The sequence below is a fragment of the Microbacterium sp. FG3 genome, assembly GCF_057809335.1.
In genome coordinates, this window is record NZ_JBMDJT010000029.1 from 14277 (window position 1) to 34191 (window position 19915).

At 68.8% G+C, this 19915-nt stretch carries 17 protein-coding genes and 2 tRNA genes; 9 read left to right on the top strand and 10 right to left on the bottom strand.

Annotated elements, in window-relative coordinates; genetic code table 11:
- Window positions 1–88: 88 nt before the first annotated feature.
- The 9 genes from ACODR5_RS10035 to rpmH form a co-directional block, all read right to left on the bottom strand.
- Entirely contained in the window at window positions 89–871 is a 783-nt protein-coding gene (locus ACODR5_RS10035; RefSeq protein ID WP_488983546.1) for a hypothetical protein, read from the bottom strand.
- A gap of 102 nt (window positions 872–973) precedes the next feature.
- Window positions 974–1969, bottom strand: a complete 996-nt coding sequence (locus tag ACODR5_RS10040) for a ParB/RepB/Spo0J family partition protein (protein WP_488983547.1) — start codon at window positions 1967–1969, stop codon at window positions 974–976.
- Entirely contained in the window at window positions 1969–2895 is a 927-nt protein-coding gene (locus ACODR5_RS10045) for a ParA family protein (protein ID WP_460816077.1), read from the bottom strand. The genes ACODR5_RS10040 and ACODR5_RS10045 overlap by 1 nt, the downstream gene beginning before the upstream one ends.
- A 2042-nt stretch (window positions 2896–4937) precedes the next feature.
- Complete coding sequence (gene rsmG, locus ACODR5_RS10050) at window positions 4938–5585, bottom strand: 16S rRNA (guanine(527)-N(7))-methyltransferase RsmG (protein WP_488983548.1); 648 nt, start codon at window positions 5583–5585, stop codon at window positions 4938–4940.
- Window positions 5586–5610: 25 nt separating this feature from the next.
- Window positions 5611–6123: a Jag family protein gene (locus ACODR5_RS10055; protein WP_488983549.1), complete on the bottom strand. Its 513-nt coding sequence runs from the start codon at window positions 6121–6123 to the stop codon at window positions 5611–5613.
- Between the two features lie 13 nt (window positions 6124–6136).
- The gene (gene yidC / locus ACODR5_RS10060) at window positions 6137–7219 is read right to left on the bottom strand and encodes a membrane protein insertase YidC (RefSeq protein ID WP_449852962.1); all 1083 of its coding nucleotides are present in this window, start codon (window positions 7217–7219) and stop codon (window positions 6137–6139) included.
- Window positions 7220–7222: 3 nt separating this feature from the next.
- Window positions 7223–7573 (bottom strand): membrane protein insertion efficiency factor YidD, encoded by a 351-nt coding sequence (yidD, locus tag ACODR5_RS10065; RefSeq protein WP_488983550.1) that lies wholly within the window; start codon window positions 7571–7573, stop codon window positions 7223–7225.
- Window positions 7570–7935: a ribonuclease P protein component gene (rnpA, locus tag ACODR5_RS10070; RefSeq protein WP_488983551.1), complete on the bottom strand. Its 366-nt coding sequence runs from the start codon at window positions 7933–7935 to the stop codon at window positions 7570–7572. Before rnpA ends, yidD begins: the two co-directional genes overlap by 4 nt.
- Before the next feature lie 31 nt (window positions 7936–7966).
- On the bottom strand, window positions 7967–8104 hold the full coding sequence (gene rpmH, locus ACODR5_RS10075) for a 50S ribosomal protein L34 (RefSeq protein WP_043595303.1): 138 nt from the start codon (window positions 8102–8104) through the stop codon (window positions 7967–7969).
- A gap of 301 nt (window positions 8105–8405) precedes the next feature.
- On the opposite strand from rpmH, the gene dnaA reads away from it, so the two are divergent.
- From dnaA to ACODR5_RS10120, 9 genes are all read left to right on the top strand, one after another.
- Window positions 8406–9809, top strand: coding sequence for a chromosomal replication initiator protein DnaA (gene dnaA / locus ACODR5_RS10080; RefSeq protein WP_449852965.1), 1404 nt, complete (start codon window positions 8406–8408; stop codon window positions 9807–9809).
- Between the two features lie 459 nt (window positions 9810–10268).
- Window positions 10269–11411, top strand: coding sequence for a DNA polymerase III subunit beta (dnaN, locus tag ACODR5_RS10085; RefSeq protein ID WP_449852966.1), 1143 nt, complete (start codon window positions 10269–10271; stop codon window positions 11409–11411).
- 50 nt (window positions 11412–11461) lie between these two features.
- Complete coding sequence (gene recF, locus ACODR5_RS10090) at window positions 11462–12646, top strand: DNA replication/repair protein RecF (protein WP_488983552.1); 1185 nt, start codon at window positions 11462–11464, stop codon at window positions 12644–12646.
- The gene (locus tag ACODR5_RS10095) at window positions 12639–13133 is read left to right on the top strand and encodes a DciA family protein (protein WP_488983553.1); all 495 of its coding nucleotides are present in this window, start codon (window positions 12639–12641) and stop codon (window positions 13131–13133) included. Before recF ends, ACODR5_RS10095 begins: the two co-directional genes overlap by 8 nt.
- Window positions 13134–13286: 153 nt before the next feature.
- Window positions 13287–15335 carry a DNA topoisomerase (ATP-hydrolyzing) subunit B gene (gene gyrB / locus ACODR5_RS10100; RefSeq protein ID WP_449852969.1) on the top strand — a complete coding sequence of 683 codons (2049 nt, stop codon included), beginning with the start codon at window positions 13287–13289 and terminating at the stop codon, window positions 15333–15335.
- A gap of 41 nt (window positions 15336–15376) precedes the next feature.
- Window positions 15377–17938 (top strand): DNA gyrase subunit A, encoded by a 2562-nt coding sequence (gyrA, locus tag ACODR5_RS10105; protein ID WP_488983554.1) that lies wholly within the window; start codon window positions 15377–15379, stop codon window positions 17936–17938.
- Window positions 17935–18339 carry a DUF3566 domain-containing protein gene (locus ACODR5_RS10110; protein ID WP_460816061.1) on the top strand — a complete coding sequence of 135 codons (405 nt, stop codon included), beginning with the start codon at window positions 17935–17937 and terminating at the stop codon, window positions 18337–18339. Before gyrA ends, ACODR5_RS10110 begins: the two co-directional genes overlap by 4 nt.
- Before the next feature lie 79 nt (window positions 18340–18418).
- A tRNA-Ile gene (locus ACODR5_RS10115) sits at window positions 18419–18495 on the top strand.
- A 13-nt stretch (window positions 18496–18508) separates the two neighbouring features.
- Window positions 18509–18581: transfer RNA gene (locus ACODR5_RS10120), tRNA-Ala, on the top strand.
- A gap of 337 nt (window positions 18582–18918) precedes the next feature.
- Here the strand turns inward: ACODR5_RS10120 and ACODR5_RS10125 are convergent.
- Window positions 18919–19722 carry a hypothetical protein gene (locus ACODR5_RS10125; RefSeq protein ID WP_488983555.1) on the bottom strand — a complete coding sequence of 268 codons (804 nt, stop codon included), beginning with the start codon at window positions 19720–19722 and terminating at the stop codon, window positions 18919–18921.
- Window positions 19723–19915 lie beyond the last annotated feature (193 nt).

Consider the following 19915-nt stretch of genomic DNA (forward strand, 5'->3'; position numbering starts at 1 on the left):
GACGCCCGATACCCCCTTGACACGCCCCGGCCCTGCGCAACAGCCGGCGGGCCGTCGCCGGCACACCGAATCGGTCCGGCCGCAGCCGTCAGGCTGCGGAGCGCTTCGCGCGGAACCAGGCGTTGCTCGCCGGCAGCCACAGCAGCACGATGGAGCCGACGCTCAGCACGAGGCCCAGGAGCGACTGCGGCTGTCCGTTGCCGATGTTGGACAGTGCGCTGATGGCATTGAGCGCGAAGACCACCGTGAGGGCGATGCGCGCCCAGCCCTTCCCCTGCCAGGTGAAGAACGCGAAGACCGCGAGCCCGATGATCACGAGCACCGGGATCACCAGGGCGCCGAACAGGAAGGCGCCGTCGATCCCGGGGTACTGCACCAGCAGGAGCAGCGCGGCGACGACGCTGAACAGCCCGAGCCCGGCGATCACCCACGCGAGGATGCAGGCGGTCGTCACCTGGCGCGGTCGTCCGGCCGGCGGGACGGGGGCCGACCCGTACGGCTGCCCCGGGTATCCCGGCGCCGGGTATGCGCCCGGGTATCCGCCGGGCTGCGCAGGACCAGAACCCGGGTACGGCTGGGGCGTGCCGGAGTACGGAGGCTGAGCCGGCGCGGCGGAGGGGGCGCCCGGCGCGGCGCCGGGGTGGCCCGGGTATCCGCCGGGGTTCGCGTGGGATGCGGCGGCCGCGGGGGGAACGACGGGCGGCGTGGCGTGGTCGCCCGAGCCGGGCGCGCGGGGTGCGGCCGGGGGCGGCACAGATCCGGGTGCGGCCGGGGGGATCGCGTCGAACGGTGAATCGACGACGGGCTCGGGTGTCGGAATGGACGCGGGCTGCTCGTCGCGATTCTGGTCGCCGCGGTTCTGATCGCTCATGTTCGCGAGCCTAGGGCCGCCGACCGAGCACCGCGAGGGGTACCACTGCCCATACCCGCAGCGCGCCGAGGGCGCCTCCGGACTCGGGCGCGGATTCCTCGCCTACTCGCCGTACGATTCCTCGCCGATCTCCGCGAGGATCCGGTTCAGGTCCTGGATCGATGCGAAATCGATGGTGACCTGGCCTTTTCTGGCGCCGAGACTGATCCGGACGCGCGTGTTGAGCCGATCGCCCAGGCGCGAGGCGACGTCGTCGAGATACGCGCGGCGGGCTCCCGCCTTCGGCTTGGGCTTCGGATCGTTCTTCTCCGATCCCGCCGCCATCGCCTTCGCGGCAGCCTCGGCGGCGCGCACGGAGAGGTCCTCGTTCACCACCTTGTCGGCCAGACGCTGCATCGCCTCGGGATCGTCGAGCGAGAGCATGGCACGCGCGTGGCCGGCACTGAGCACGCCCGCCGCCACGCGCTGCTGCACGGGTACGGGCAGGCGCAGCAGACGGATGGTATTGCTGATCTGCGGGCGCGAGCGCCCGATCCGCTTGGCCAGCTCGTCCTGCGTGATGCCGAAGTCCTCGAGCAGCTGCTGGTAGGCCGACGCCTCCTCGAGAGGGTTCAGCTGGGAGCGGTGCAGGTTCTCGAGCAGCGCGTCGCGCAGCAGGTCCTCGTCCGATGTGTCGCGCACGATCGCCGGGATCGTCTCGAGGCCCGCCTCGCGCGAGGCACGGGTGCGGCGCTCTCCCATGATGAGCTCGTAGGTGCCGTCGCCCTTGTCCCGCACGACCACCGGCTGCAGCACGCCGAACTCTCGGACGCTGTGCACGAGCTCCGCCAGGTCCTCGGGGTCGAAGTGCGTGCGCGGCTGACGCGGGTTCGGCACGATGGCGTGCGGGTCGATCTGGACGAGTCGCGCGCCGGGCACCGCAACGAGGTCGGCCTCCGGCTCGGGCGCGGGCGCCTCCTCGGCGGCCGCCTCGACCGGGGCGTCCTTCTTGGTCTTGCTGCCACCCGGGAAGAAGACGTCCACCGGGCGGGTGTTCGTCGACTCGGAGGTGGGGATGAGGGCGCCGATGCCTCGGCCCAGACCCGTTCGCTTCGCCATCAGGATGTCCCTTCTTCCGTGCGTCGCGCGCCACGGGTCACGATCTCGAGTGCGGCCTCCCGGTAGGCCACGGCGCCGGCGGAGCCGCCGTCGTAGGTGATGACGGTCTGCCCGAAGCTCGGCGCCTCGGAGACGCGCACCGAGCGCGGGATGAGCGTGTTCAGCACCTCGGTGGGGAAGTGCTGGCGAACCTCATCGGCCACCTGCTGCGAGAGCTTGGTGCGCTGGTCGTACATGGTCAGCAGGATCGTCGAGACGTGGATCCGCGGGTTCAGGTGCTTCTGGATCATGCGGATGTTCCCCAGTAGCTGACTGAGGCCCTCGAGCGCGTAGTACTCCGCCTGGATCGGCAGGAACACCTCGTCGGCGGCCGTGAACGCGTTGATCGTGAGCAGGCCGAGCGAGGGCGGGCAGTCGATCAGGATGAAGTCGAACGGGGTCTCCGCGTGCTCGAGGAAGTCGTCGAGCGCCGTCTTCAGCCGGTGCTCTCGCGCCACCTGGGAGACGAGCTCGATCTCCGCACCGGCAAGGTGGATCGTGCTGGGCACGCAGAACAGGTTCTCGTGCTCCGGGCTCTGCTGAATGACATCCGCGATCGGGAACTCGTCGATGAGGACGTCGTAGACACTCGGGACATCGGCCGTGTGCGGCACGCCGAGGGCCGTGGACGCGTTGCCCTGCGGGTCGAGATCGATGACGAGCACGCGACCGCCCAGGGTCGCGATCGCCGCGGCGACGTTGACCGTGGTCGTCGTCTTCCCGACGCCGCCCTTCTGGTTCGACACGGTCATGATCCGGGTCTCGCCCGTGAACGTGACCTCTGCCTGCGCGAGACGCTTTCTGCGCGCGCTGAGATCCGCGAGTTCTCGGGCGAGCGGGGTGTCGTCGGGAAGCGAGAAGGAGCTCTCGTTCTCGGACTGTTTCACGTGAAACACACTCTTTCGCTTCGCTTCCGGCGGGCAGGTTCCACTCTAACCCGCGGGTCCGACAGGAACTTCGGCCGACCGCCGTGGCGCGTGATGTTTCACGTGAAACTGCGAGCGCGCGGACGGTTACGCCGGCGGCCGGGTGTGTGTCGCTTCAATCAAATGCCGAGCGATCTCGTTCCACGCGCACCCGTGAGCGTCCGAGACGACGGATCGGGGACTCGGGGGCGTTTCACGTGAAACGCCGGCTGGCCGCGTCGTTCCGCACGTTCGCGCTGCGTCGCGCGGCCGCGTGGGCGTGGCGGCGCGGTCGCTGATCGAGCCTCCGGGACTCGGGGGTGCAGATGGATCGAGTGAACGGGTCGAGGTCGCCCGTCCGGTGCTGGCGATCGGGATCCTCTCCACCTCGCGGGCGCTGGCTCGCGAGCAGGTGTCGAGCCCGGTTGTGGTGTTCGCTCCGTCCCGTGGCCGCGCGGGCGTGACGGCGCAGTTGCTGAGCGAGAGCCGAGCCACCCCCGGGGCCCGGGAGCGCGGATGGTCTGAGTGAACGGGTCGAGGCCGCCCGTCCGGTGCCGGCGATCGGGGTCGTCTCCACCTCCTGCACCTTGAGGGCGCGCTCGACCACTCGGCCCCCGCGATCCCCCTGCGTCTGTTTCACGTGAAACATCGCACGGCGCGGGCGCTGGAGCGTGAGCGGGTGTCGAGCACGGTTGTGGTGGTCGCTTCATCTCCGCGGCTTCGCCGATCCGTTCAGCAACCGAGAAGTTCAACCGACCCGGTGTACCCGCGGTTGATGAACGGAGGCGGCGCCAGCGCCCGAAGATGGAGCGACCACGGCAACTCGCGCTCATCGACCGGAGGCGCGAGGCGCCGGAGCGGAGGCGGGCCGAGCGAGCGCAGCGAGCCGAGGCCAGGGCATTCGTAGCCTCGCTTTCGACCCCGGCCGCTGCGCGGCCTCCGCTCGAGCCGCCTCCGTTCCCTGAGACCTGCACTGAGCGAGCGCAGCGGGTCGAAGTGTCGGTCGACGACCGCTTGCGGTGGTCGCTTCATCTCCGCGGCTTCGCCGCTTCGTTCAGCAACCGATCGGCGGGCACCCCCGCGGTTGCGGAACGAAGGCCGCGCCAGCGGCCGAAGATGAAGCGACCACAGCAACACCCACTCGTCGACCGGAGACGGCGCAGCCACTGGAGCGGAGACGGGCCCCGAGGCCGACGACGGACGCCTTGCTTTCGACTCACTTCGCTCGCTCAAGCCGTCTCCGCTCGCTGCGCTCGACCGACGACCAGTTGCGGTGGTCGCTTCATCTCCGCGGACGCGCCGCTCCGTTCAGCAACCGAGAAGTTCAACCGACCGGTGAGACCCCCGGTTGCTGAACGAAGGTCGCGCCAGCCGCCGAAGATGAAGCAACCACAGCAACCCCGCTCGTCAACCGGAGGCGGCGGAGCCGCCAGAGCGGAGACGGGCCGAGCGAGCGCAGCGAGTCGAGGCCAAAAGGGTTGGGCCCTTGCTTTCGACTCCAGCCGCTGCGCGGCCTCCGCTCAAGCCGTCTCCGCTCGCTTCGCTCGGTCGACGACCGGTTGCGGTGGTCGCTTCATCTCCGCGGCTCCGCCGCTCCGTTCAGCCACCGACCAGTGAGACCCCGGTTGCTGAACGAAGGCTGCGCCAGCGGCCGAAGATGAAGCGACCACAGCAACTCCGCTTCTCGCCCGAGGGACGCGCGGCCTCGGCAGCGATGACGGGCTGAGCGAGCGCGCGAGCGGTCAGAAGGGGAGTGGCGCTTGGGACTCCACGCCTCCGGCGCACCCGTCAGCGGCCGATGGAGTGCGGCCCTCGGTTTCTGAGCGATGGTGTCGGTCGGCCGGGAGGTTTCACGTGAAACATCCGCGGCGCTGGTCGAATGCCGCGAGCCACCTTGTGGCTTGGATCGCGGGTTCGCTCGGCTCAGCGAGACCCGCAACCAGCAGACGCGCCACGTTCCGACTGGCGTTTCACGTGAAACATCTCAAACCGCAAACGGCCACCCCCGCGTTTCACGTGAAACGTCAGGCGCGGACGCGAGCCCGAACCACGCGGGTCTCCTCGGCGAGCAGCCCCTCGCCGAGGACCTCCACGCGAACCTCGCTCAGCGTGAACTTCCGAATCTGCTTCGCCGCCGCCTCGATCTCGTTCTCGGCGTTGCGGCCCTTGAGCAGAATGAGCTCTCCGCCGTCGCGGACCAGGGGAGCGGTCCACGGGATGAGGGTCCGCAGCGCCGACACGGCCCGCGCCGTCGCGGCATCGAGCAGCCCCTCGAGACCGGCCTCTTCCGCGCGCGCCCGATGCACCGTCACGTTCGCCAGGCCGAGGCTCGCCACCTGCTCCTCGAGCCAGGCCACGCGGCGCTCCATCGGCTCGATCAGCTCCCACGTCACATCCGGACGGGCGATCGCCAGCACGATCCCCGGGAGCCCGGCGCCCGAGCCGACGTCGCCCACGCGCCCGCGGGACGGGAACAGGGGAGCGGCGATCGCGCAGTTCAGCAGGTGCCTCGTCCAGAGTCGGGGCAGCTCCTGCGGCCCGATCAGCCCGCGCTCCTCGCCATGCGCGACGAGCGCATCGGCATAGGCGCGCGCCAGCCCGATGCGATCACCGAACAGCGCGGCGGCCTCGGCCGGCTCCGCCTCGACGGGGGGAACGGACGGATCGGTCATGAACGCTCCTCGTTCCGCGACGGGCTCAGCGACGGCGGATGACGGTGTGCCGATCCGCGCCCTCGCCGTACGACTCGGAGATCAGGCCGCGCGCCGCGACGACATCGTGCACGAGCTTGCGCTCGTACGACGACATGGCGGGGAGCGACGCCTGCGACGCGCCCTCGTCCAGCTTCGCCACGGCGGCGTCGACGAGTCGCTCCAGCTGGCGCTGCCGCGTCTCGCGCGATCCGCCGATGTCGAGGATCAGCCGCGAGAACCGCCCGGTCTCGCTCTGCACCGCAAGGCGCGTCAGCTCCTGCAGCGCCTGCACGGTGTCGGGGTCGGCGAGTCGGCGCAGCGACTCGTCCTCCGACTCCACCGACACGTAGGCGCGGCTCTGGCGGACGTCGAGCGTGAGGTCGCCGTCGATGTCGGCGATGTCGAGCAGGCCCTCGAGGAAGTCGGCCGCGACGTCGCCCTCGCGCTCCAGCTCGGCCTCGGTCGGCTCTTCGGCGCCGGGCATGTCGGCACTGGGCAGGGGAGTGGTGTTCATCATCGTCCTCGTGCGGTCAGGAGTCGGATCCGGACGGCGCGGCGGCGCCAGGGTCGGGCTGACCATTGCCCGGCTTCGGCTGCTTCTGCGCCTGCTTCTTCGCGCGCTGCTTGCTCATCGGCTGCTGGCGCTTGGCACGCTGCTGCCGCTCGAGCTCGGCCTGCCGCAGCAGCTCCTCCTGCTCGCGCTGGTACTCCTCCATCGACACGACCTTGCCCTGAGAGTTCAGTGCCTTGCCCTTGCGCGCCAGGCGCTCCTCGCGGGCCTTCGCGGCCTCCGAGCCCGGCGTCGGCATCGAGCGGATCACGAGGAACTGCTGCCCCATGGTCCAGAGGTTGTTGAAGAACCAGTAGGTCACGACGCCGAGCGGGAAGGCGACACCCGAGAAGATCATCGCGAACGGGATGATGTACAGCATGATGCGCTGCATCTGGTACGCCTGACCGGTCTTGGCCTCGGGCGAGAGGTTCTTCGACACGATCTGCAGCTGCGTGAAGAACTGCGTCGCGATCATGAGCGCGACGAGGATGATCAGCAGCACGATCGCGGCCACCGACACCGGCGACGCGTTGAAGTGGTCGATCAGCGTCATGTGCAGCGGCGCGACGTCGAACAGCGACGCATCGTTGAACTCGTGCACCCGCTCCGGCGTGAACAGCCACGAGTTGCGGCCCGAGCTGTCGTTCGCTGCCCACGTCTTGATGTCGAACAGCGTCCAGTACAGCGAGAAGAAGATCGGCATCTGGATGAGGATCGGCAGGCAGCCGCCCACCGGCGAGGTGCCGTGCTTCTTGTACAGATCCATCGTCTCGCGGCTCATCGCCTCGCGGGACAGCTGGTCGCGCTTGCCCTTGTACTTCTCCTGGATCTTGCGCATCTCCGGCGCGATCTCCATCATCTTCCGCTGGCTCTTGATCTGGCGGATCGTGAGCGGGAAGATCAGCAGTCGCACGATGACGACCACGCCGAGGATCGACAGCACCCAGGTGAGGCCGCCGGCCGAGTCCATGCCGACCGCGGTGAACAGCCAGTGCCAGCCGACCAGGATCGCCTCGATCACCCAGCGGATGGGGAAGAGGAGGGTTCCGAAGAAGTCCACGGATCAGTCCTTTCGGCGCGGCACCACGAAGCCGCGGGGGGTCAGGTCAAAGCGGAAGTTCGAGTGGGGCGGCACGTCATCGACGCCGCCGGCCGCCCACGGGTGGCACCGGGCGATGCGCGCGAGCGCCATCCCCGATCCTCTCACGAGGCCGTGCTGCTGCACGGCGCCCACGGCATACGCGGAGCAGGAGGGGAAGTACCGGCACACATCGCCGTACAGCCTCGAGATCGTCGCTCGATACGCGATCAGCAGCGCCACACCGAGATTGCGCGGGGCGAGCGGAACCGCCCGGAGCGCGTCGCGCGGATCGAGGCGCGCGGTGCCGTAGGAGCTGGCGGGGAGCACGCTCACCGCGACGCCTCCCGTCGGCCGGCGGTCAGCACCGACCGTCGCTCCAGGCAGCGTCGCACCTCGGCGCGCAGCTCGGCGAACGAGGCGTCGGCAGACGACGGGAGGGCGCGGATGACGACATCCGCGCCCTCCCGTACGTCGGGCAGCGCCTCGGCGCAGACGGCCTTCAGCCGCCGGCGCACGGTGTTGCGCACCACCGCGCCGCCCACGGCCTTCGTGATGATGAAGCCGAAGCGCGCCGGGCGCGCCTCGTCCGTCAGCACCGCGTGCGTCACGACATGCGCGCCCGCGCACCGCGCCCCCCGACGGGAGACCGATCGATAGTCGATCCCGCGGGTCAGGCGATTCGGCCGCGCGAGCACGCTGTACTGCCGTGACGCCGTGCCGTCGGCCTTACGCCGAGAGCTCGGTGCGGCCCTTGCCGCGGCGGGCGGCGAGGATCGCGCGGCCGGCGCGGGTGCGCATGCGGGCGCGGAAACCGTGCTTCTTGGCGCGACGACGGTTGTTGGGCTGGAACGTGCGCTTGCTCATGGAAAATCACTCCGGAGGATGCGTCACCGGTTTCCCCGGGGACAGTCGGAACAGCGCCCTCGAAAGGGCATAAGTCAACCGACATAGACTACGCCGCCCCCGCTGCCCGGCGCAAATGGCCCGGCAACCTGACAGTATCTCCACAGTCCGCGCGATCCCCGGGCAGGACACGCACGAGGGTTTGCCGTCCCCGCGCGTCCTGGCTAGCCTGTGGAGAGTTATCCACAGGACGGGGCCGCGCCCCGCGACCCGATGCGTGCGCGGCAGGATCGTCGTGACGCGCTCATCCACGAGGGGGGACATGTCGACGCAGGAGGTGCCGGACGTTCCGGTGTGGGCGGCCGTGCTGGCGCAGCTCGAGACGGACGACCGGATCAGCGCCCCGATGTGGGGCTTCCTGCACCTCGCCGTCCCGCAGGGCGTGATGGGCGGCACCGTGTACGTCGAGGTGCCCAACGACCTCACGGCGGCGCAGATCAACAAGCGCATGCGCGCCCCGATCATGGACGCCCTCGCGGCCGTCGGCGGCGATGTCCACACCTTCCGGGTGGTCGTGAACCCCGACATCGGCGACCAGCCCTACGTGCCGGAGCCGGTGCCGATCGCGGTCGAGGCCGCACAGCGCCCGATCGCCGAGAATCCCACCGAGAGCACCGGCGGCGGCAGCGCGGCCCGGGGCGAGACGCGCCTGAACCCCCGCTACACCTTCGACAACTTCGTCATCGGCCAGTCGAACCGGTTCGCGCACGCGGCCGCGGTGGCGGTGGCCGAGGCACCGGCCAAGGCGTACAACCCGCTCTTCATCTACGGCGACTCCGGCCTCGGCAAGACGCACCTGCTGCACGCCATCGGCGACTACGCGCTCAACCTGTACAGCGGGGTGCGCGTGCGGTACGTGTCGAGCGAGGAGTTCACGAACGACTTCATCAACTCGATCGCGAACAACCGCGGCGCCGCCTTCAACGCGCGCTACCGCGAGGTCGACATCCTGCTCATCGACGACATCCAGTTCCTGCAGGGTCGCGCCGAGACGCAGGAGGCGTTCTTCCACACCTTCAACACGCTGCACGACCACGACAAGCAGGTGGTCATCACGAGCGACGTCGCGCCGCGCCTGCTGACCGGCTTCGAGGATCGGATGCGCAGCCGCTTCGAGTGGGGCCTCATCACCGATGTGCAGGCGCCCGACCTCGAGACCCGCATCGCGATCCTGCGCAAGAAGGCGCAGTCCGAGCGTCTGCTCATCCCCGACGACGTGGTCGAGTACATCGCGAAGAACGTCTCCACCAACATCCGCGAGCTCGAGGGCGCCCTCATCCGCGTCTCGGCGTTCGCGAGCCTCAACCGCTCCGACGTCGACGTGCCGCTGGCCCAGACCGTGCTGCGCGACATCGTGGATCAGGCCGAGGACAACGTCGTCTCGCCGACCGACATCATCACGATGACCGCCGAGTACTTCAAGCTCACCGTCGACGACCTCTACGGCTCCAGCCGGTCGCAGGCCGTCGCCCAGGCCCGCCAGATCGCGATGTACCTGTGCCGCGAGCGCACCAACCTCTCGCTGCCGAAGATCGGGCAGCTGTTCGGCGGCCGCGACCACACCACGGTCATCTACGCGTGCCGCAAGATCGCCGACCTCATGAAGGAGCGCCGCTCCATCTACAACCAGGTCAGCGAGATCACCACGCAGCTCAGCCGCCGCTGATCCGGTTCCCGTCGCCCCTCGTTCACCGGATGGGGCGTTCGGAATGCGACGTATTCCTGAACTCGTTCTTGACAGTGCGCGTCGGCGACCCCTATAAATCTCTTTCCCCAGTGTGGACAGCCTGTGGATAACTGTTGAGACACACCCAGCGGCCTGTGAGCGACACGCGGTGCGGATGTGGACCGGCCTGTGACCGCGACCGCCGGAGGACGAGATTCCCTCACCGCTCATCCGCAGCCGTTCCACATCTCACACGGATGTAGTTCCCTACGCGCGACAGGCATCCACAGAGTTATCCACATTATCCACAGCAGTGAATACCAAGAAAGAACATCTCTTCCTTGTGCGCGATCCCATGACCCTCACCGGACGAGCCGGCGCAACACGGCGTCTGCCGGTGGGCACTAGCATGGGATTCCCCACGGATAGGGAACCGTGGCGATACGAGGGGATCCACCTGTGAAGTTCCACGTGAACCGTGATGTCTTCAGCGAGGCCGTGTCGTTCGTCGTCAAGCTCCTGCCTCAGCGGAACCCTCAGCCGATCCTCGCCGGCGTGCTCATCGAGGCATCCGAGGACGGCTCGCTCGCGCTGTCGGCGTTCGACTACGAGGCGTCGGCGCGCACGACGATCGAGGCGACGGTCGACGAGCCGGGCACGATCCTGGTCCACGGCCGCCTGCTCTCAGACATCGCGAGCCGCCTGCCGAACGCGCCGATCGAGATGGTGACGGAGGAAGACGGCAACATCGCCCTCACCTGCGGCTCCGCCCGGTTCGCCCTCGCGGCGATGCCCGTCGAGGAGTACCCCGCGATCCCCGAGGTCTCCGGCGAGTCCGGTCTCGTCCCCGCCGAGGACTTCGGCACCGCGATCTCGCAGGTCGCCTTCGCGGCCTCGCGCGACGACGTCACCCCCGTGCTCACCGGCGTGCAGCTCGAGGTCACCGGCACGCAGCTCAGCCTCGTGGCGACCGACCGCTACCGCGTGGCGCTGAGCGACATCCAGTGGGACGGCAGCCAGGACGAGGCGCACGCGCTCGTGCCGGCCCGCACCCTGCAGGAGGTCGGCAAGACCTTCTCGCACGGCGGCGAGATCTCCATCGCGTTCAGCGGATCGGGCGACCGCGAGATCATCGCGTTCACGTCGGGCAACAAGACCGTCACCTCGCTGCTCATCAAGGGCAACTTCCCCCCGGTGCGCCGGCTGTTCCCGGAGCAGACCGACCACTACGCCGTGGTCAGCACCGCCGATCTCGCCGAGGCCGTGCGCCGCGTCTCGCTCGTGCTCGACCGCTCCGCGCCGCTGCGGTTCACCTTCACGACCTCGGCCGTGACGATGGACGCCTCCGGCGGCGACCAGGCCCGCGCGTCGGAGTCGGTCGACGCGCACCTGCAGGGCGAGGACGTGACGCTGGGCCTCAACCCGCAGTACCTCCTCGAGGCGCTCGGCGCGGTGAAGAGCGAGTTCGCGCGCATCACATTCACCTCGAGCGAGAACGCCAACAAGCTCAGCCCCGTGCTCATCACGAGCCAGACCTCGGTGGACCAGGCCGGCAGCGACTCGTTCAAGTACCTGCTGCAGCCGAACCTGCTGCTGCGCTGAGTCCGCCATGGCCTCGGCCCGCTGTCGGGCCCGAAAGCTAGGGTTTTCGAGTGATCATCGAGCACTTGAGCCTGAAGGACTTCCGCAACTACGCGGAGGCCGAGCTCGAGCTGCTGCCCGGCCCGAACGTGCTCGTCGGGCGCAACGGCCAGGGCAAGACGAACCTCGCCGAGGCCGTCGCCTACCTCGCCACGCTCGGCTCGCACCGGGTGTCGTCCGACGCGCCGCTCGTCCGGGAAGGGGAGGATGCGGCCTTCGTCCGCGCCCGCCTCGCCCACGGCGCCCGCCGCATCGTACTCGAGCTGCAGATCAACCGGCAGGGGTCGAACCGCGCGCGCATCGGCGGCTCGCCGTCACGCCCCGGTGAGCTGCCGCGATACGCCCAGGTCGTGCTCTTCGCGCCCGAGGACCTGCAGATCGTGCGGGGCAATCCGTCCGAGCGCCGGCGCTTCGCCGATCAGCTGCTCGTGCAGCGCACCCCGCGGCTGGCGGGCGTGCTCGCCGACTACGACCGCACGCTGCGCCAGCGCACCACGCTGCTCAAGTCGGCCAGGGCGCGGGGCATGAAGGCCGCGCAGCTGACGACCCTCGACGTGTGGGACGACAAGCTCGTCTCGCTCGGATCGGAGATCATCGACGCGCGCACCCGGCTGGCGCAGGATCTGTCAGGACCGGTCGCCGCGGCGTACGAGGGCGTGGCGGGGGCGGATCATCGCCCCGAGCTGTCGTGGACGCTCACGATCCACGGAGCCGACCCCGAGGACGGGGAGGATGCCGACGCCGGCGGCGAGGGCGAGACGGCGGCGCAGTTCCGCGCGGCGCTGGAGGCGAAGCGCCCGCTCGAGCTCGAGCGCGGGCTCACGCTCGTCGGCCCGCACCGCGACGACCTGCTGCTGCGGCTGCGCGGCCTGCCCGTGAAGGGGTACGCGTCGCACGGCGAGAGCTGGTCGGCCGCGCTGTCGCTGCGGCTCGCCTCGGCCGAGCTGCTGCGGGCCGAGTCGCCGGGCGGCGATCCGATCCTCATCCTCGACGACGTCTTCGCCGAGCTCGATGCCGACCGGCGCGCGCGCCTGGCGGGGGTCGTCGCCGGGTACGAGCAGGTCATCGTCACGGCCGCCGTCTCGGCCGATGTGCCGGAGCCCCTGCGCGCCAACGCCGTGCGGATCGAGCACGGGCGCATCCTCGGCGCGCTCGCCGACCATCCCCTCACCCCCGGGGAGGACCGCGATGAGTGAGCCGCCCCCCGAGGTGCCCGAGACGCTCGCGACCTACCTGCGGCTGCGCGGGCTCGAGCCGTCGAAGTACGCCAAGCGCCGCCGCCGGCGCCGGCCCGCGGAGGGCGACGAGAACCTGCCGTTCACGCCGGGGCGCGACCCGAAGCCCGTGGGCGACGCGCTCGACGCGCTGTCCAAGCAGCACGGCTGGTCGGGCCAGCTCGCGCGCGAGGACCTCGTGCGGCGATGGGAGGAGGTCGCCGGCGCCGAGACGGCCCAGCACTCGACCCCGACCTCGCTCGTCGACGGCACCCTCACGATCCAGTGCGACTCGACGGCGTGGGCCAAGAACCTGCAGTTCATGCGCTCGCACATCCTGACCCAGATCACGACCCGCTTCCCGGACGCCGCCGTGGAGCACGTGCGCTTCGTGGGCCCCGATGCGCCGACCTGGAAGTGGGGCCCGCGCACCGTCCCCGGCCGCGGCCCCCGCGATACGTACGGCTGAGCCGTCGGCAGGGCCCGCAATACCCCCGACCACGATCGGCGTCCTGCCCCCGCTCCCGTTATGGCCTCTGCGGGCCTGTCTGCGGCTGTTGAGAACCGATTCCCGGCTAGGATGGAGGTGCCCATACCAACGGAATGCGGAGCGCGCCCCCATATGACGACGGACACCCCTCAGAGCGAGCCCGAGAACACCGCTGCCGCCGGGGGTGATGCGTCCCAGGGGAACTACGGCGCCGACAACATCCAGGTGCTGGAAGGCCTCGAGGCCGTGCGCAAGCGCCCCGGCATGTACATCGGCTCGACCGGCCCGCGCGGCCTGCACCATCTGGTGTACGAGATCGTCGACAACTCGGTGGACGAGGCCCTCGCCGGCTACTGCGACACGATCGAGGTCACGATCCTCGAGGACGGCGGCATCCGGGTCGTCGACAACGGCCGCGGCATCCCGGTCGCCGAGCACAAGACCGAGAAGAAGTCGACGCTCGAGGTCGTGCTCACGGTGCTGCACGCGGGCGGCAAGTTCGGCGGCGGCGGATACGCCGTCTCGGGCGGCCTGCACGGCGTCGGATCGTCCGTCGTGAACGCGCTCTCGACGCGCCTCGACGCGGTCGTCAAGCGCGACGGCTACGAGTGGCGCCAGTCCTTCGCGAACGGCGGCGCGCCACTCGGCCCCGTGGAGCAGGGCGAGCCGACCGACGAGACCGGCACGACGATCACGTTCTGGCCGGACCCCGAGATCTTCACCGAGACGATCGACTTCGACTACGAGACCCTGCGCACGCGGTTCCAGCAGACGGCGTTCCTGAACAAGGGCCTGCGGATCGACTTCAAGGACGAGCGCCCGGCCGCCATGGAAGAGGACGAGCTCGAGGACGGCTCGCCCGAGCTCGTGCAGCGTCACGACACCTTCCTCTACGAGCGCGGCCTCGTCGACTACGTCGAGTACCTGTGCAAGGTGCGCAAGGCCGAGCGCGTGCACGAGGAGGTCATCGACTTCTCGAGCGAGACGGCGAACACCGAGCGGAACATCTCGCTCGAGGTCGCCATGCAGTGGACCACCTCGTACAGCGAGAACGTGTTCACCTACGCGAACATGATCAACACGCACGAGGGCGGCACGCACGAGGAGGGCTTCCGCGCCGCGCTGACCACCCTCGTGAACCGGTACGCGCGCGCGAACAACCTGCTCAAGGAGAAGGAGGACAACCTCACGGGAGAGGACGTCCGCGAGGGCCTCATGGCCGTCATCTCCGTCAAGCTCAGCGAGCCGCAGTTCGAGGGTCAGACCAAGACGAAGCTCGGCAACACCGAGGTCAAGGCCTTCGTGCAGCGCGTGGTGAACGAGGAGCTCGGCGCCTGGTTCGAGCGCAACCCGCAGCAGGCCAAGAACATCATCCGCAAGGCGATCGACGCCGCCACGGCGCGCCTGGCCGCCCGCAAGGCGCGCGAGACCGCGCGCCGCAAGAGCGTGTTCGAGTCGGCCGCGATGCCCGACAAGCTCAAGGACTGCACGAGCAAGGACCCGTCGATCTCCGAGATCTTCCTCGTCGAGGGAGACTCCGCCGGCGGATCGGCTGTCGGCGGCCGCGATCCGCGCACCCAGGCGATCCTGGCCCTGCGCGGCAAGATCCTGAACGTCGAGCGCGCTCGCATCGACAAGGCCCTCGGCAACCGCGAGGTGCAGGCGATGATCCAGGCCTTCGGCACGGGCATCGGGCCGGAGTTCGACATCGAGAAGGCGCGCTATCACAAGATCGTGCTGATGACCGATGCCGACGTCGACGGCCAGCACATCACGACGCTGCTGCTCACGCTGCTGTTCCGGTACATGCGCGGCCTCATCGACGCCGGCTACGTCTACCTCGCGATGCCGCCGCTGTACCGCCTGAAGTGGTCGAACGCGCCGCACGAGTACGTGTACTCGGACCGCGAGCGCGACGCGCTGCTGAAGGAGGGCCTCGCGAACGGCAAGCGCCTGCCCAAGGACGCCGGCCTGCAGCGGTACAAGGGTCTCGGCGAGATGAACGACAGCGAGCTGTGGGAGACGACGATGGATCCCGAGACGCGCACGCTGCGTCAGGTCACCATCGACGACGCGGCCGCGGCCGACGAGATCTTCTCCGTGCTGATGGGCGAGGACGTCGAGTCCCGCCGCAGCTTCATCCAGCGCAACGCGAAGGACGTCCGGTTCCTCGACATCTGAGTCGACACGGACAGCGGAACCAGACGTAGGGAAAGACGGACATGGCAGACGAAGAGCGCCCCGACATCAACGCGGATCACAACCACGGCCGCATCGACCAGGTCGATCTGCAGTCGGAGATGCAGCGCAGCTACCTCGACTACGCGATGAGCGTGATCATCGGGCGCGCGCTGCCCGATGTGCGCGACGGCCTCAAGCCCGTGCACCGTCGCGTGATCTACGCGATGTACGACGGCGGCTTCCGGCCCGACAAGTCGTTCTCGAAGTGCACGCGCGTCGTCGGCGAGGTGATGGGTCAGTACCACCCGCACGGCGACAGCGCGATCTACGACACCCTCGTCCGCCTCGTCCAGCCGTGGTCGATGCGCTACCCGCTCGCGCTCGGTCAGGGCAACTTCGGCTCGCCGGGCAACCAGGGCGCGGCGGCCCCGCGTTACACCGAGACGAAGATGGCTCCGCTCGCGCTCGAGATGGTGCGCGACATCGAAGAGGAGACCGTCGACTTCGAGGACAACTACGACGGCCAGACCCAGGAGCCGTCCGTCCTGCCGGCGCGGTTCCCGAACCTGCTCGTGAACGGCTCGGTCGGCATCGCCGTCGGCATGGCGACCAACATCCCGCCGCACAACCTGCGCGAGGTGGCCGCCGGCGCCCTGTGGGTGCTCGACAACCCGCAGCTGCCGCGCGAGGAGCTGCTCGCCGGCCTTATCCAGCGCATCCCGGGACCCGACTTCCCGACCGGCGCGCAGATCCTCGGGAACAAGGGCATCCACGAGGCGTACCGCACCGGCCGCGGATCGATCACGATGCGCGCGGTCGTCGAGATCGAGGAGATCCAGGGCCGCACCTGCCTCGTCATCACCGAGCTGCCGTACCAGGTCAACCCCGACAACCTCGCCGTGAAGATCGGCGAGCTCGCCCGCGAGGGCCGTGTGACGGGCATCGCCGACATCCGCGACGAGAGCTCGAGCCGCACCGGTCAGCGCCTGGTCGTCGTGCTCAAGCGCGACGCCGTGGCGAAGGTCGTGCTGAACAACCTCTACAAGCACACCTCGCTGCAGGAGAACTTCGGCGCGAACATGCTCGCGATCGTCGACGGCGTGCCCCGCACGCTGCCGCTCGACGCGTTCATCACGCTGTGGATCACCCACCAGCTCGACGTGATCGTGCGCCGCACGCACTTCCGCCTGCGCAAGGCCGAGGAGCGCATGCACATCCTGCGCGGCTACCTCAAGGCGCTCGACGCGCTCGACGAGGTCATCGCGCTCATCCGCCGCTCGCCCACGGTCGACGACGCCCGCACGGGCCTGAAGTCGCTGCTCGACATCGACGACCTGCAGGCCGACGCGATCCTCGCGATGCAGCTGCGCCGCCTCGCGGCGCTCGAGCGGCAGAAGATCGTCGACGAGGCGCAGGAGCTCGAGGCGCAGATCGCGGACTTCAAGGCGATCATCGCCGACGAGATGCGCCAGCGCGACATCATCAAGACCGAGCTCACGGCGATCGTCGACCGCTTCGGCGACGAGCGTCGCACGCAGATCCTCCCCGGCTTCGACGGCGACGTGTCGATCGAGGACCTCATCGCGGAGGAGGAGATGGTCGTCACGATCACCCGCGACGGCTACATCAAGCGCACGCGCAGCGACAACTACCGCTCGCAACGCCGCGGCGGCAAGGGCGTGCGCGGGGCGCAGCTGCGGGCCGACGACGTCGTGGAGCACTTCTTCGTGACGACGACGCACCACTGGCTGCTGTTCTTCACGACCAAGGGCCGGGTCTACCGCATCAAGGCGTACGAGGTGCCCGAGGCCGGCCGCGACGCCAAGGGCCTGCACGTGGCGAACCTGCTCGCGCTGCAGCCCGAGGAGCAGATCGCGCAGGTCATCGAGCTGCCCGAGTACGACGCCGCCGAGTACCTCGTGCTCGCCACCCGCTCGGGTCTCGTGAAGAAGTCGCGCCTGGCCGACTACGACTCGAACCGCCAGGGGGGCATCATCGCCATCAACCTCCGCGAGGGCGACGAGCTCGTCTCGGCGATGCTCGTGAACCAGGACGACGACATCCTGCTGCTCAGCCGAAAGGGCATGTCGCTGCGGTTCTCGGCCACCGACGAGGCGCTGCGCCCGATGGGCCGCTCGACGAGCGGCGTGAAGGGCATGTCGTTCCGGGCCGACGACGACCTCCTCACGGCGGGCGTCGCCCGGCCGGGCACGTTCGTGTTCGTCGTGACCGACGGCGGCTACGCCAAGCGCACCTCGATCGACGAGTACCGCGTGCAGGGCCGCGGCGGACTGGGCATCAAGGCGCTCAAGCTGAACGACGAGCGGGGAACCCTCGCGGGCGGCCTGATCGTCGACGAGGAGGACGAGGTGCTCGTGGTCCTCGCCAAGGGCAAGGTGGTACGCTCGGCCGTTGCCGAGGTCCCCGCGAAGGGCAGAGACACGATGGGCGTGCTGTTCGCGCGGCCCGACAAGGACGACCGGATCCTGGCCATCGCGCGCAACAGCGAGCGGGGACTGGGTGACGACGGCGAGGCCGAAGAGGTCGCCGACGACGCAGAGAGCACCGCTCCCGAGACCCCCGAAGAGAGCACCGACGCATGACGACCGTAGCCGACAAGCTCGCCAAGAAGTCCTCGCGCAAGCCCAAGGCCAAGCAGGTGCGCCTGCGCCTGGTCTACATCGACTTCTGGTCGGCCATCAAGATGTCGTTCCTGGCGGCGGTCGCCGTGGCGATCGTCACCCTCGTGTCGTTCCTGCTGAGCTACCTCGTGGTCGAGACCACCGGCCTCATCGCGCAGCTCGACGAGTTCTTCGTGAGCTTCACCGACGGCAGCATCTCGATCGCCGCGGTGATCGGCCTGCCCCAGGTGATGGCCTTCGCGGTCGTCATCGCCATCCTGAACCTCATCATCGTCACGGTGCTGGGGGCGGTGCTGGCGGGCATCTACAACCTCGCGGTGAAGATCACGGGCGGCCTGCTCGTGGGCTTCACCTCGAACTGACCGGGCGCTCGCGCCGATTCGCGGGAACGCGAGCCATCGAGTAAACTCTTGAAGGTTGACGGCGCGAGCCGGTCACAACGGGGCTATAGCTCAGGCGGTTAGAGCGCTTCACTGATAATGAAGAGGTCCCAGGTTCAAGTCCTGGTAGCCCCACCACGTACCTCTTCTCGGGGCCTTAGCTCAGTTGGTAGAGCGCCTGCTTTGCAAGCAGGATGTCAGGAGTTCGAATCTCCTAGGCTCCACACCCTTCGAACCCGGTTTCTGCTGCGTGCAGGAACCGGGTTTCGTTTTGCTAATACCAATAAAGCCCAGGCTAGACTCCCATTTTGCTGCTGACGCGGTGCACTCGTCTGTATGCAAGTGCACGCGAGCTCCGCTCGACGTGTTGGCGTTCTGGTGGCACTTGTGTTGGCGATCACTGTTGGGTGAGGTGCGCCCGGTGCGCCGCATTCTCCGCGCAAATATGCGGCTTTGGGCGTCGCTCGGAACGACGTGCGCCCCAGGTGCGCCCCGTCGCTCCAGGGCGGTGATCTGACCCCACCATGTGCGTTTCCCGTCCAGCCGGTTCGGAGTTGCCCGTCACAGCTGACGACCTGTTCGGATGTATCCCGCGACCTGTGTCTTCGGTGCTCGTTCCTTCCAACCCGGAACCAAGCGCGCGAGCGGTTGCTCACATGTCGCGTGCTCGTCGGGGAGTGACGAAAAGTACTCCCACTCGCCGTGCTCCTCGGCGATCCGTCTCAACTGGCGGCCCAACAGTCCTTCCTGCGGGAGTCGTTCAGGCCGGCGATCCGTGTGGTCGGTCTGCCAGACGTGCGAAAGCAGTTCAATCACGAAGCGGGATGTGACGCAGGCGCCGGCGAACTCGCTGCTGAACCTGTGCCAGAACCCCCGCAGGTAGGGGTCGATGCGTACTCGGTAGAGACTGCTCACGCTCGGAAGGGCCGGGAGGAGCCGGAGGCCATGCTCGAGCTGCTCGTACTCGTAGGCGCGGATGACCCGTCCGAGCCTGCGAAGCTCGCGGATGCTGCTCGCCGTCCACGGGTCGAACGAGCGAGCCACGATCGTGATCACTCTCGTGTGGTTCACTGTCTGCGGAAGCGGGTGACCGAAGAATGCCAGGAACGTCGCTTCGAGGCCAATCGGGGCGGTTGCCTTAGTCGCGATGCGGATAACCTCGGCGCGGCCTACGCGGGCGAGGGCCTCGTCGTAGTGGAGCACCTGAGCGACAACGTCGCGGGGTGTTTCCCCGATCTTCAGTTCGATGATGTGCAGTGCACCGACGGCGTCGATGGCGAGCAGATCAAGGCGTTGGCCCCGTCTCCGAGGCTGCCGAGCGATGATCAGGAGATGCCCCCCGAGCAACGAGGGCAGCAGTTCCACCGCGTCCTCGAGATCCCTTTCACGACGAAGGCCCGGGATGGCGCGATTCACCGTGTGGCCGTGGCTGTGCGGGAGATGGCGGGCGGCTGAAGGGCTAGGGCGTGTTGATCAAGAAGGTGCGGGGTGGCCAGCCGCCGCGAGTTGCGCGGGAGAATGGGCGTGTGAAGATCCAGGTGCTGCATATCGAGGATTG

Bases quoted from the DNA above. Each gene is read 5' to 3' on its own strand.
- rsmG (WP_488983548.1), bottom strand. From the start codon at position 5,585: ATGACCGATCCGTCCGTTCCCCCCGTCGAGGCGGAGCCGGCCGAGGCC.
- gyrB (WP_449852969.1), top strand. From the start codon at position 13,287: ATGACGACGGACACCCCTCAGAGCGAGCCCGAGAACACCGCTGCCGCC.
- dnaA (WP_449852965.1), top strand. From the start codon at position 8,406: ATGTCGACGCAGGAGGTGCCGGACGTTCCGGTGTGGGCGGCCGTGCTG.
- ACODR5_RS10055 (WP_488983549.1), bottom strand. From the start codon at position 6,123: ATGATGAACACCACTCCCCTGCCCAGTGCCGACATGCCCGGCGCCGAA.
- rpmH (WP_043595303.1), bottom strand. From the start codon at position 8,104: ATGAGCAAGCGCACGTTCCAGCCCAACAACCGTCGTCGCGCCAAGAAG.
- gyrA (WP_488983554.1), top strand. From the start codon at position 15,377: ATGGCAGACGAAGAGCGCCCCGACATCAACGCGGATCACAACCACGGC.
- ACODR5_RS10110 (WP_460816061.1), top strand. From the start codon at position 17,935: ATGACGACCGTAGCCGACAAGCTCGCCAAGAAGTCCTCGCGCAAGCCC.
- ACODR5_RS10035 (WP_488983546.1), bottom strand. From the start codon at position 871: ATGAGCGATCAGAACCGCGGCGACCAGAATCGCGACGAGCAGCCCGCG.
- ACODR5_RS10040 (WP_488983547.1), bottom strand. From the start codon at position 1,969: ATGGCGAAGCGAACGGGTCTGGGCCGAGGCATCGGCGCCCTCATCCCC.
- ACODR5_RS10095 (WP_488983553.1), top strand. From the start codon at position 12,639: ATGAGTGAGCCGCCCCCCGAGGTGCCCGAGACGCTCGCGACCTACCTG.